This is a genomic window from Escherichia sp. WS1118 (assembly GCF_046487695.1).
GTDB lineage: Bacteria > Pseudomonadota > Gammaproteobacteria > Enterobacterales > Enterobacteriaceae > Escherichia > Escherichia coli.
In genome coordinates this window covers 415,383-428,556 of the sequence record NZ_JBJQIZ010000002.1, presented here as the reverse complement: position 1 = coordinate 428,556, position 13,174 = coordinate 415,383, and the positions used below count along the sequence as shown (strand labels likewise).

Here is a 13,174-nt window from a genome sequence, read left to right as displayed (position 1 = left end):
GACTGCTTTTTCATAAGGTTTCACTCCCGACAACAATGTTGGAGTTTTATTTCCTTAGCATGGAGTAAGTAAAGATGAGCAAAATAATAGCGATGCTAATTACTGTCAGTACCCTTTTTTTACCGTCAATAATCCAGGCAAAACCTATTTCAATAAAAGTTGCCTATGAAAATAACCCTGGAGAACCCCTGGATGTGGTCATGCGTTACTGGGCAGACCTATTAAATAAAAAAAGTAATGGCGAAATAACACTTGCGCTCTATCCCAGCTCCCAATTGGGATCAAAACAGGATGTCACCGAGCAAGCCATGATGGGCATGAATGTCATAACCTTGAGTGATGTGGCTTTTCTTGCCGATTATGAACCCGATTTGGGGATTTTGTTTGGACCGTATCTGACTGACGATCCGCAAAAACTGTTCAAAATATATGAAAGCGACTGGTTTAAACAAAAAAATGAAAGTCTGAAGAAAAAGGGAATTCATGTGGTAATGAATAATTATCTCTATGGCACTCGACAGATTATTTCGAAAAAACCCATTCGCACCGTTGACGATCTCGCAGGTTTAAAAATTCGCGTTCCTAATAACGTCATGCAAATAAAAGCCATTCAGGCGATGGGGGCAACACCAACTCCCATGCCATTAGGCGAAGTTTATCCCGCATTAACCCAGGGCGTTATTGACGGCGTAGAAAACCCAATTTCAGTGCTGCAAGGGCAAAAACTGTATGAGCAGGCAAGATATCTGACAATGGTTAACTACCTGACAAATACCTCAGTGTGGATAGGTGGTGAAGCCTTCTTTAGCACCCTTTCACCAGAACAACTGGAGATGATCCACCAGACCGGCTATGAAGCGGGTGTCTATAGCCAGAAACTCACTCTTGAGCGTGATGCCGAAATGTTGAAAACCATGCAGGCAGCCGGCGTCGAAGTGATCTATCCCGATACTGGACCATTCCAGAAGAAAGCACGCGAAGTTTACTCTCAATTCCCGGAATGGACACCAGGTCTGTACGAAACCATTCAACAGCAACTGCAATAAGCATTAATGCTCAGCGTCCTGCCTCATCTCTCTTAGGCAGGACACGCACTAACAGGAGGTTTCATGCGTCTTTTTGGCAAAGTGGCAGAATTTAGTGCTGCCTTTGCGCTATTCGTTCTGGTTGTGGTGACAATTGGAGCGGTATTTATGCGTTATTTCATCGGCCAACCGCTTCAATGGACAGAAGAAATGTCGGGAATGCTGATGATTTGGGTGGTGATGTTAGGTGGAGTGGTGGCGGAACGTGACAGGGCGCACCTGACCATTCCCTTCCTGATGGAGATGCTTCCAGGCAAACTCAGGCGTGTTATTGCAATACTGGTCGCCCTTCTCTCCATCGCACTGCTGCTTTATATGGCCTGGCTGGGCTACCGACTAGCCGAAATGGCGCAGTTTAAAGTGACACAAATTCTGAAGGTTTCCTGGTTCTGGATCGATCTGGCGGTCCCTGTCGGCGCTCTGGCAACGGCTATTTATACCCTCTACTGGTTAATAAACGATACAAAACAATCCGATAGCGGAGACAAAATGCAATGAGTTGGTTATTGATTATTCCGCTAATGATCGTCTGTTTGTTTCTCAACATTCGGGTCTATCTGGCGATGTTTATTGGTATCATCGCTTACTTTTTATTCTTCTCCAGCGTACCGATTGAAATTGCCGTGCAAAGACTAATCGCGCCAACGCAAAGCCCATCATTGCTGGCAATTCCGTTTTTTATCTTGCTAGGCACACTAATGAGCTACACCGGCATTGCCGAACGCATCCTGCACATTGCCAACGTTCTGGTGGGGAAAATGCGCGGCGGACTGGGCGTGGCAAACATTCTCGTCAGCACCATGATGGGCGGCGTCAGCGCCTCTAACCTTGCTGACGCGGCGATGCTGTCGCGCATGATGGTGCCGGAGATGGAGCGTAAAGGCTACAATCGCGCGTTTGCCGCCGCCATTACCGCTGGTGGCTCGTTAGTCACCCCGATCATACCGCCTGGAATAGCCCTGATTATTTACGGTCTGGTTGCCGATGTCTCTATCGGAAAAATGTTTATCGCCGGACTGGTACCTGGTTTGCTATGCGCAGTCGTACTGATGTTTACCGTCTACCTTGTCGCCCGCAAAACTAACGCTAAACCCTCGCGTGAAAGCTGGCCTACGGGCAAAGAGGTGGTGTTCTCGCTGGGACAGGCCTGGCCTGCGCTGTTCCTCATTTTTGCTGTGGTGGGTGGTATTCGCGCTAACATTTTCACCCCAACAGAAGCAGGTGCAGTAGCGGTGCTAATCGTGCTGGCGATTGGCTTTTTTATCTATCGTGAAATGCGGATTTCTCATGTCGTCAAAGCATTGGGCGAAACGGCACGCGCAACCGCATCGGTGATGCTGGTAATCATGGCCAGCGCCGCATTGGGATGGATTTTCTCAATGGAACATGCTGGTGTCGCAGTGGCGAATTTTGTGACTTCTCTGACCGAAAACAAATACATGTTCCTGTTGATTATCAACATATTGCTACTGACGCTGGGGATGTTTCTGGAAGGAAACGCCATTTTGCTGATCCTGGTACCACTATTAAAACCGGTGGTCGAACACTTTGGCATCGATCCGGTGCATTTTGGCATCATCATGATCTTCAACCTGTCGATTGGCGCATTCACGCCACCGGTAGGTACCGTGATGCTGCTGGTATGTAATATCACGCAAGTTTCGGTGGGAAATTTCTTTAAACAATCCCTGCCCCTACTGGCGGCTCTACTGTTAATGCTAATGCTGGTGACATATATCCCGGCGATTTCACTGTTCCTGGTTTAATAATAAAAACGCCGGATGAAATACTCATCCGGCATCATTACGTTAAAACGTTTCCCAGTTCTCCTCGCTATCTGCCACGGCCATTTTGCGCGGCGTAGCTGGCGTCACGGTTTTTACCACAGCCGATGCTTCACGCTGCTGTTGCTGCTGTTGCTGAATCCGGAACACTGCCACTGCTTCGGTCAGGCGACTGGCCTGCTCTTCCAGCGCGGCGGCGGCGGCAGCAGATTCTTCCACCAGCGCGGCGTTCTGTTGAGTTACCCGGTCCATCTCAGCAACCGCTAAGCCAACCTGATCGATACCACGGCTCTGCTCATCAGAAGCAGAAGCAATTTCGCCCATAATGTCCGTCACGCGGGTCACGGCACTGACAATCTCCGCCATTGTTTCCCCGGCGCTTTCGACCAGCGTAGAGCCAACATCCACTTTCCCCACCGAGTCTTCAATCAGGCTTTTAATTTCACGAGCCGCCTGAGCGCTACGCTGGGCCAGATTACGCACTTCTCCCGCGACCACCGCAAAACCGCGTCCTTGCTCACCCGCACGCGCAGCCTCAACCGCCGCATTCAAAGCCAGAATATTGGTCTGGAAGGCAATGCCGTCAATTACGCTAATAATATCGGCGATTTTCTGCGAACTGGTGGAGATATCGCGCATAGTCTGCACCACGTTATCCACCACTTTGCCGCCGCGTTGCGCCGTTTCGGAAGCACTTAACGCCAGATGGCTGGCCTGGCGCGCATTTTCGGCGTTCTGTTTCACCGTTGCGGTCAGTTGCTCCATGCTGGCTGCCGTCTCTTCCAGCGAAGCGGCCTGTTGCTCGGTGCGCGAAGAGAGATCGTTATTGCCGGTGGCGATTTCGCTGGCACCGCTATAGATGGCATTGGCCCCGTTGCGCACATCACCGACGGTACGCATCAGCTCTCCCTGCATATGGCGCAAACTCTCTGCCAGTTGCCCCATCTCATTAGAGCCATCCACCTCAATCGGTTTCACCAGATCGCCGCCTGCAATATGACGAATGCTGTCAATCAGGCGATTCATTGGCGCGACCAACGAGGCTTTAATACCGAACCAGACGGCGAGGATGACCGCCAGTACGACGATCATCACGCCTACCAGAATCCACATCGCCTGGCTGTAGGAGGCATTGTTATCGCTGACGGCGATATCATAGAGCCGATCGTTTTGCTCCATGTAAGCCACATACTGCTTCTCGAAACCGTCCTGATATCCCTGGGTCGGCTGATCAAAGAACTCGTTGATTTTGCCTGCACCTAACAGTTGTATCAGCTCCGCCAGCGCATTGTGATAAATATCGTAATTACGTTTGATCTCTGCCGCTGCGGCGGTGCTCTGACGCGGGTCACGCGGCAACGCTTCGTAATCCGCCCAGTTTTTTTCCGCCTGTTTCAGCGAAATACTGGCACTCTGCATCAGCTCAGCAACGGTTGAACCGCTACCAATATTGTTCTGATCCATCATGTAGCGGATACCCGCGCGGTTGAGGGTGTTACGCGTCTGCAACAAAGCGACCCAGCTGCCATTCAGCGTGGATTGCTGCTGGCGAATGGTTTGTAAAACAGTGAAATTTTCTTTGTCGTTCTTTAAGGCATTAAAGAACAGACCGCCTGAAGTCAGTTGTAAAAGGCCAAAAACGGCCAAAACCAGCAGTAGGCTGGTCACAATTTTGATACGTTTTAACATGGTTTCTCTTTCCTGTGGACCGATGCAAGATTTTCGGCCTGGAAAGGAAAAACTTTATGAAAATCCCGCGGAGATGACGCCGAGTAATTTTATTCACCCCCTGAATTTAAAAAGCCATTATTTACATAAATTATTCGCAATATAAATATGTGATATAAATCACATATTTATGGTCACTTAAACGACGCCTTTGCCGCTCACCGCCATTCCTGACCGCTTACGTCCCTAAAATAACCACTCAGTTATTTACCTTACTTTACGCGCGCGTAACTCTGGCAACATCACTGCAGGATAGCGGTCAATTTACCTCCTCAAACGCAACGCAAACCTAGAACGGCTTCGGCCAACTATTAATCAATACATGCCAGGTTTTACTATGGATACTAAAAAGATATTCAAGCACATACCCTGGGTGATTCTCGGAATCATCGGTGCATTCTGCCTCGCGGTAGTTGCATTACGTCGGGGGGAGCACGTCAGCGCCCTGTGGATCGTGGTCGCCTCTGTGTCGGTGTATCTGGTGGCGTATCGCTACTACAGTCTGTACATCGCCCAGAAGGTGATGAAACTCGACCCCACGCGCGCGACGCCTGCGGTTATTAACAACGACGGTCTGAACTACGTTCCGACCAACCGTTACGTGTTGTTTGGTCACCACTTCGCCGCTATCGCCGGTGCTGGTCCGCTGGTGGGTCCGGTTCTCGCCGCGCAGATGGGCTACCTGCCTGGCACGCTGTGGCTGCTGGCGGGGGTCGTGCTGGCCGGTGCGGTTCAGGACTTTATGGTGCTGTTTATCTCCTCTCGCCGTAACGGCGCATCTCTTGGTGAGATGATCAAAGAAGAGATGGGACCAGTACCGGGGACTATCGCGCTGTTTGGCTGTTTCTTAATCATGATCATCATCCTCGCCGTTCTGGCACTGATTGTGGTTAAAGCCCTGGCCGAAAGTCCGTGGGGGGTCTTCACCGTTTGCTCAACCGTACCGATTGCGCTGTTTATGGGTATCTACATGCGCTTTATTCGTCCGGGGCGTGTGGGTGAAGTCTCTGTCATTGGTATCGTGCTGCTGGTTGCCTCTATCTACTTCGGTGGCGTGATTGCTCACGATCCGTACTGGGGTCCGGCACTGACCTTTAAAGATACCACCATTACTTTCGCGCTGATTGGCTATGCGTTTGTTTCCGCACTGCTGCCAGTGTGGCTGATCCTCGCACCGCGCGACTATCTGGCAACCTTCCTGAAAATCGGCGTTATCGTCGGCCTGGCGCTGGGTATCGTGGTGCTGAACCCGGAACTGAAAATGCCTGCCATGACCCAGTACATTGACGGTACTGGCCCGCTGTGGAAAGGCGCTCTGTTCCCGTTCCTGTTCATCACCATCGCCTGTGGTGCGGTATCTGGCTTCCACGCGCTGATCTCTTCCGGTACGACGCCGAAACTGCTGGCTAATGAAACCGACGCGCGTTTCATCGGCTACGGCGCAATGCTGATGGAGTCCTTCGTGGCGATTATGGCGCTGGTTGCTGCGTCCATCATCGAACCGGGTCTTTACTTCGCGATGAACACCCCGCCTGCTGGCCTCGGCATCACCATGCCTAACCTGCATGAAATGGGTGGCGAGAACGCGCCGATCATCATGGCACAGCTGAAAGACGTTACCGCACACGCGGCAGCGACCGTCAGCTCCTGGGGCTTCGTGATTTCGCCAGAGCAGATCCTGCAAACCGCGAAAGACATTGGTGAGCCTTCTGTCCTGAACCGTGCAGGTGGTGCGCCAACGCTGGCGGTAGGTATCGCTCACGTGTTCCACAAAGTGCTGCCGATGGCTGACATGGGCTTCTGGTATCACTTCGGTATTCTGTTCGAAGCCCTGTTCATCCTGACCGCGCTGGATGCGGGTACCCGTTCTGGCCGCTTTATGCTGCAAGACCTGCTGGGTAACTTCATCCCGTTCCTGAAAAAAACCGACTCTCTGGTTGCCGGTATCATCGGTACTGCGGGCTGTGTGGGTCTGTGGGGCTACCTGCTGTATCAGGGCGTGGTCGATCCGCTGGGCGGCGTTAAGAGCCTGTGGCCGCTGTTCGGTATCTCCAACCAGATGCTGGCAGCCGTGGCGCTGGTACTGGGCACCGTTGTACTGATTAAGATGAAGCGCACCCAATACATCTGGGTTACCGTTATCCCGGCAGTATGGCTGCTTATCTGCACCACCTGGGCGCTGGGCCTGAAACTGTTCAGCACCAACCCGCAGATGGAAGGCTTCTTCTACATGGCGAGCCAGTACAAAGAGAAGATTGCTAACGGTACTGACCTGACGGCGCAGCAGATTGCCAACATGAACCACATCGTTGTGAACAACTACACCAACGCAGGCCTGAGTATTCTGTTCCTGATTGTGGTGTACAGCATCATCTTCTACGGTTTCAAAACCTGGCTGAAGGTGCGTAACAGCGACAAACGTACTGACAAAGAAACACCGTACGTTCCAATCCCGGAAGGCGGCGTGAAGATCTCTTCGCACCACTAACCGGTTGCCTTATCCGGCTTACAAAATGTCTATCGTAGGCCGGATAAGGCGTTTACGCCGCATCCGGCAAATCCCCAGCCCGGACCTTCCGGGCTTTACGCATATCTGGAAGGCAAAATGTTTGGTAACTTAGGACAGGCAAAAAAATATCTCGGCCAGGCGGCGAAGATGTTGATTGGCATTCCAGACTACGACAACTACGTCGAGCATATGAAGACCAACCATCCCGACAAGCCGTACATGAGCTATGAAGAATTCTTCCGCGAACGCCAGAACGCGCGCTACGGCGGCGATGGTAAAGGCGGTATGCGCTGTTGTTAATGGAGAGAGCATGAACCCGATTGCAGTTACCCTACTCACCGGTTTTTTAGGCGCAGGAAAAACCACCCTGCTGCGCCATATTCTTAACGAACAACACGGCTACAAGATTGCCGTGATTGAAAACGAATTCGGCGAAGTCTCCGTTGATGATCAACTGATTGGCGATCGCGCCACGCAGATCAAAACGCTGACCAACGGCTGCATCTGCTGTTCGCGCTCCAACGAGCTGGAAGACGCCCTACTCGACCTGCTGGATAATCTCGACAAGGGCAATATTCAGTTCGACCGTCTGGTCATTGAATGCACCGGCATGGCCGATCCCGGCCCGATTATTCAGACCTTTTTCTCCCATGAGATTTTATGCCAGCGTTACCTGCTGGATGGCGTGATTGCGCTGGTGGATGCGGTACATGCCGATGAGCAGATGAACCAGTTCACCATCGCCCAGTCCCAGGTTGGCTACGCCGACCGTATTCTGCTGACTAAAACCGACGTCGCAGGCGAAGCAGAAAAACTGCGTGAACGCCTGGCGCGCATCAACGCCCGTGCACCGGTCTACACCGTCACCCACGGCGACATCGACCTGGGCCTGTTGTTCAACACCAACGGTTTTATGCTGGAAGAAAACGTCGTCAGCACCAAGCCACGTTTTCACTTTATCGCGGACAAACAAAACGATATTTCGTCGATTGTGGTGGAACTGGATTACCCGGTAGATATCAGCGAAGTTTCCCGGGTGATGGAAAACCTGCTGCTGGAATCGGCAGATAAACTGCTGCGTTACAAAGGGATGCTATGGATTGACGGCGAACCTAATCGCCTGCTGTTCCAGGGCGTCCAACGCCTCTACAGCGCCGACTGGGACCGCCCGTGGGGCGATGAAAAACCGCATAGCACGATGGTGTTTATCGGGATTCAGCTGCCGGAGGATGAGATTCGGGCGGCGTTTGCGGGGTTGAGGAAGTAAGGGGTTATGGGCCGGATAAGGCGCAGCCGCATCCGGCCTGATATTTCACTCAAAATAATCCATATCCAGTTTCGGCACCTTCAACAAACGTGAAGAAACCCCTACTTCGTTTTCGATCATTAAGTGCACCAGGCGTTCCCCATCAACCAACACCATACCCTCGACGGATTGGGCAAAGTCACGCGCCTGAGAAGTAAATCCAGAAGTGGTAATAAACACCCCACGTTTCGCTTTTTGCCCAGCCAGTGCGCCGTAAAATGCCTGTAATTCTGGCCTGCCTACAGTATTCTGCCAACGTTTTGCCTGAACATAAACTTTCTCCAGGCCAAGTTTATCAAGCGATATCACACCATCGATGCCACCATCTCCAGTACCGCCAACACGCTGCAAATCATCACGGTGGCCGCCATACCCCAGGCGATGCAAAACATCCAGAACAATGACTTCAAAGCGCGAAGGAGAAACCTGCAATAAGTTTTCCAGAACCTCATCAGCCACCGCATCACGAAGCTCTTTTAGCGCCTGATCTAACCGATCGTCCGGGCTGCTCTTTGCAAGTTCTTCATGATCGGGAGAGTCGGCTTTCGGATCTAAATCGACGGCATCCGGCCGTGACTTAAGTTTGACATTCACAAAATCGAAGGCCAGATGGTTCGTCTCCTGCTCCGTCATTGGCTGGGGATGAGACGCAACCCAGTCAAAACCCGCAGGAGTCAGGCACCATTTGCCACGCGACAAACTTTGCGACAACCCGGCACGTTTTAAACGGTCATGCGCCCAGCCTGCACGATTTTTATAAACAAGTTGTCCGCTGGTAATGACTTTCGCTCGCTGGCTGTCATCCAGTCCTAATGCATCCGCGGCAGCCTCATGAACATCACGCGCGGCTGCACCTTCCGGTTTTGTCGCCAGATAACGCAGAACAGGTTCAATAAATTTGTCATAGGTTGGAACCGTCATAGTACATCCTTGCAGAATCAGGTAGATGTTTTTCGGCTACTATAACACTACCAAAATAGGCGAACACGTTAGAAATGAGTCAGTTGCTGTGACCGTGGTCATTGCCCGGAAAGGTACAGAAAGCTAAGATAGGGCGTTATGGGCCTTAAATATTTGGACAGGCCCACACAGCAATGGATTAATAACAATGATGAATAAATCCAACTTCGAATTCCTGAAGGGCGTCAACGACTTCACTTATGCCATCGCCTGTGCGGCGGAAAATAACTACCCGGATGATCCCAACACGACGCTGATTAAAATGCGTATGTTTGGCGAAGCTACAGCGAAACATCTTGGTATGTTACTCAACATCCCCCCTTGTGAGAATCAACACGATCTCCTGCGCGAACTCGGCAAAATCGCCTTCGTTGATGACAACATTCTCTCTGTATTCCACAAATTACGCCGCATTGGTAACCAGGCGGTGCACGAATATCATAATGATCTCGACGATGCCCAAATGTGTCTGCGACTCGGGTTCCGCCTGGCTGTCTGGTACTACCGTCTGGTCACCAAAGATTATGACTTCCCGGTGCCGGTGTTTGTGTTGCCGGAACGTGGTGAAAACCTCTATCACCAGGAAGTGCTGACGCTAAAACAACAGCTTGAACAGCAGGTGCGAGAAAAAGCGCAGACTCAGGCAGAAGTCGAAGCGCAACAGCAGAAACTGGTTGCCCTGAACGGCTATATCGCCATTCTGGAAGGCAAGCAGCAGGAAACCGAAGCGCAAACCCAGGCTCGCCTTGCTGCACTGGAAGCACAGCTCGCCGAGAAGAACGCGGAACTGGCCAAGCAGACCGAACAGGAACGTAAGGCTTACCACAAAGAAATTACCGATCAGGCCATCAAGCGTACACTCAATCTTAGCGAAGAAGAGAGCCGCTTCCTGATTGATGCCCAACTGCGTAAGGCAGGCTGGCAGGCCGACAGCAAAACCCTGCGCTTCTCCAAAGGCGCGCGCCCGGAACCCGGCGTCAATAAAGCCATTGCTGAATGGCCGACCGGGAAAGATGAAACGGGTAATCAAGGCTTTGCGGATTATGTGCTGTTTGTCGGCCTCAAACCCATCGCGGTGGTAGAGGCGAAACGTAAAAATATCGACGTTCCCGGCAAGCTCAATGAGTCGTATCGCTACAGTAAATGCTTCGATAATAGCTTCCTGCGGGAAACCTTGCTTGAGCATTACTCACCGGATGAAGTGCATGAAGCGGTGCCGGAGTATGAAACTAGCTGGCAGGACACCAGCGGCCAACAACGGTTTAAAATCCCCTTCTGCTACTCCACCAACGGGCGCGAATACCGCGCAGCAATGAAGACTAAAAGTGGCATCTGGTATCGCGACGTGCGTGATACCCGCAATATGTCGAAAGCCTTACCCGAGTGGCATCGCCCGGAAGAGCTGCTGGAAATGCTCGGCAGCGAACCGCAAAAACAGAATCAATGGTTTGCCGATAACCCTGGCATGAGCGAGCTAGGCCTGCGTTATTATCAGGAAGATGCCGTCCGCGCGGTTGAAAAGGCAATCGTCAAGGGTCAACAAGAGATCCTGCTGGCGATGGCGACCGGTACCGGTAAAACCCGCACCGCAATTGCCATGATGTTCCGCCTGATCCAGTCCCAGCGTTTTAAACGCATTCTCTTCCTTGTCGATCGCCGTTCTCTTGGCGAGCAGGCGCTGGGGGCGTTTGAAGATACGCGTATTAACGGCGACACTTTCAACAGCATTTTCGACATTAAAGGGCTGACGGATAAATTCCCCGAAGACAGCACCAAAATTCACGTTGCCACCGTACAGTCGCTGGTGAAACGCACCCTGCAATCAGATGAACCGATGCCGGTGGCCCGTTACGACTGTATCGTCGTCGATGAAGCGCATCGCGGCTATATTCTCGATAAAGAGCAGACCGAAGGCGAACTGCAGTTTCGCAGCCAGCTGGATTACGTTTCTGCCTACCGTCGCATTCTCGATCACTTCGATGCGGTAAAAATCGCCCTCACCGCCACCCCGGCGCTGCATACGGTGCAGATTTTCGGCGAGCCGGTTTACCGTTATACCTACCGTACCGCGGTTATCGACGGTTTTCTGATCGACCAGGATCCGCCGATTCAGATCATCACCCGCAACGCCCAGGAGGGGGTTTATCTCTCCAAGGGCGAACAGGTAGAGCGCATCAGCCCGCAGGGAGAAGTGATCAACGATACCCTGGAAGACGATCAGGATTTTGAGGTCGCCGACTTTAACCGTGGCCTGGTGATCCCGGCGTTTAACCGCGCCGTCTGTAACGAGCTCACCAACTACCTTGACCCGACCGGGTCGCAAAAAACGCTGGTCTTCTGCGTTACCAATGCCCATGCCGATATGGTGGTGGAAGAGTTGCGTACCGCGTTCAAGAAAAAGTATCCGCAACTGGAGCACGACGCGATCATCAAGATCACCGGTGATGCCGATAAAGACGCGCGCAAAGTGCAGACCATGATCACCCGCTTCAATAAAGAGCGGCTGCCCAATATCGTGGTAACCGTCGACCTGCTGACAACCGGCGTCGATATTCCGTCGATCTGTAATATCGTGTTCCTGCGCAAGGTACGCAGCCGTATTCTGTACGAGCAGATGAAAGGGCGCGCCACGCGCTTATGCCCGGAGGTGAATAAAACCAGCTTTAAGATTTTCGACTGTGTCGATATCTACAGCACGCTGGAGAGCGTCGACACCATGCGTCCGGTGGTGGTGCGTCCGAAGGTGGAACTGCAAACGCTGGTCAACGAAATTACCGATTCAGAAACCTATAAAATCACCGAAGCGGATGGCCGCAGTTTTGCCGAGCACAGCCATGAACAACTGGTGGCGAAGCTCCAGCGCATCATCGGCCTGGCCACGTTTAACCGTGACCGCAGCGAAACGATAGACAAACAGGTGCGTCGTCTGGATGAGCTATGCCAGGACGCGGCGGGGGTTAACTTTAACGGCTTCGCCTCGCGCCTGCGGGAAAAAGGGCCGCACTGGAGCGCCGAAGTCTTTAACAAACTACCTGGCTTTATCGCCCGTCTGGAAAAGCTGAAAACCGACATCAACAACCTGAATGATGCGCCGATCTTCCTCGATATCGACGATGAAGTGGTGAGCGTAAAATCGCTGTACGGTGATTACGACACGCCGCAGGATTTCCTCGAAGCCTTTGACTCGCTGGTGCAACGTTCCCCGAATGCACAGCCGGCATTGCAGGCGGTGATTAATCGCCCGCGCGATCTCACCCGTAAAGGGCTGGTCGAGCTACAGGAGTGGTTTGACCGCCAGCACTTTGAGGAATCTTCCCTGCGCAAAGCATGGCAAGAGACGCGCAATGAAGATATCGCCGCCCGGCTGATTGGACATATTCGCCGCGCTGCGGTGGGCGATGCGCTGAAACCGTTTGAGGAACGTGTCGATCACGCGCTGACGCGCATTAAGGGCGAAAATGACTGGAGCAGCGAGCAATTAAGCTGGCTCGATCGTTTAGCGCAGGCGCTGAAAGAGAAAGTGGTGCTCGACGACGATGTCTTCAAAACCGGCAACTTCCACCGTCGCGGCGGGAAGGCGATGCTGCAAAGAACCTTTGACGATAATCTCGACAACCTGCTCGATAAATTCAGCGATTACATTTGGGACGAGCTGGCCTGACACGTATACACTTCATCCTTCAGGCTGCCTCTGCGTTGGCTGCGCTCGTTCACCCCGGTCAAGTACTTCTGTACGCTCCCGGGGATTCGCTCACTTGCCGCCTTGATGCAATCTGAATGATTTTGTGTATATTACCCTCGG

Annotated in this window: 9 protein-coding genes; 7 read left to right on the top strand and 2 right to left on the bottom strand. The window is 52.3% G+C overall.

The window, feature by feature from the left end; translation table 11 throughout:
* The first annotated feature begins 74 nt into the window (after positions 1-74).
* The 3 genes from ACJHYO_RS05370 to ACJHYO_RS05360 all read left to right on the top strand — a co-directional run bounded on the left by ACJHYO_RS05370 (position 75) and on the right by ACJHYO_RS05360 (position 2,851).
* Positions 75-1,046 carry a C4-dicarboxylate TRAP transporter substrate-binding protein gene (locus tag ACJHYO_RS05370; protein WP_000034589.1) on the top strand — a complete coding sequence of 324 codons (972 nt, stop codon included), beginning with the start codon at positions 75-77 and terminating at the stop codon, positions 1,044-1,046.
* A gap of 63 nt (positions 1,047-1,109) precedes the next feature.
* On the top strand, positions 1,110-1,583 hold the full coding sequence (locus tag ACJHYO_RS05365) for a TRAP transporter small permease (protein ID WP_001235679.1): 474 nt from the start codon (positions 1,110-1,112) through the stop codon (positions 1,581-1,583).
* Complete coding sequence (locus ACJHYO_RS05360; protein ID WP_000118642.1) at positions 1,580-2,851, top strand: TRAP transporter large permease; 1,272 nt, start codon at positions 1,580-1,582, stop codon at positions 2,849-2,851. The genes ACJHYO_RS05365 and ACJHYO_RS05360 overlap by 4 nt, the downstream gene beginning before the upstream one ends.
* A gap of 42 nt (positions 2,852-2,893) precedes the next feature.
* Here ACJHYO_RS05360 and tsr read toward each other — a convergent pair whose 3' ends face one another.
* Positions 2,894-4,558, bottom strand: a complete 1,665-nt coding sequence (tsr, locus tag ACJHYO_RS05355; RefSeq protein WP_000919584.1) for a methyl-accepting chemotaxis protein — start codon at positions 4,556-4,558, stop codon at positions 2,894-2,896.
* 376 nt (positions 4,559-4,934) lie between these two features.
* On the opposite strand from tsr, the gene btsT reads away from it, so the two are divergent.
* The 3 genes from btsT to yjiA all read left to right on the top strand — a co-directional run bounded on the left by btsT (position 4,935) and on the right by yjiA (position 8,373).
* Positions 4,935-7,085 (top strand): pyruvate/proton symporter BtsT, encoded by a 2,151-nt coding sequence (btsT, locus tag ACJHYO_RS05350; RefSeq protein ID WP_001366791.1) that lies wholly within the window; start codon positions 4,935-4,937, stop codon positions 7,083-7,085.
* A gap of 117 nt (positions 7,086-7,202) precedes the next feature.
* Entirely contained in the window at positions 7,203-7,406 is a 204-nt protein-coding gene (locus ACJHYO_RS05345; RefSeq protein WP_000467859.1) for a YbdD/YjiX family protein, read from the top strand.
* 10 nt (positions 7,407-7,416) lie between these two features.
* Positions 7,417-8,373, top strand: coding sequence for a GTPase (gene yjiA, locus ACJHYO_RS05340; RefSeq protein WP_001295525.1), 957 nt, complete (start codon positions 7,417-7,419; stop codon positions 8,371-8,373).
* A gap of 45 nt (positions 8,374-8,418) precedes the next feature.
* Here the strand turns inward: yjiA and mrr are convergent, their stop codons facing one another.
* A complete protein-coding gene (gene mrr, locus ACJHYO_RS05335; RefSeq protein WP_000217934.1) occupies positions 8,419-9,333 on the bottom strand; it encodes an adenine/cytosine-specific restriction endonuclease Mrr in 915 nt (304 codons plus the stop codon).
* A gap of 187 nt (positions 9,334-9,520) precedes the next feature.
* Between mrr and hsdR the strand changes: the two genes are divergently transcribed.
* Positions 9,521-13,033 carry a type I restriction-modification system endonuclease gene (hsdR, locus tag ACJHYO_RS05330; RefSeq protein ID WP_021581297.1) on the top strand — a complete coding sequence of 1,171 codons (3,513 nt, stop codon included), beginning with the start codon at positions 9,521-9,523 and terminating at the stop codon, positions 13,031-13,033.
* Positions 13,034-13,174 lie beyond the last annotated feature (141 nt).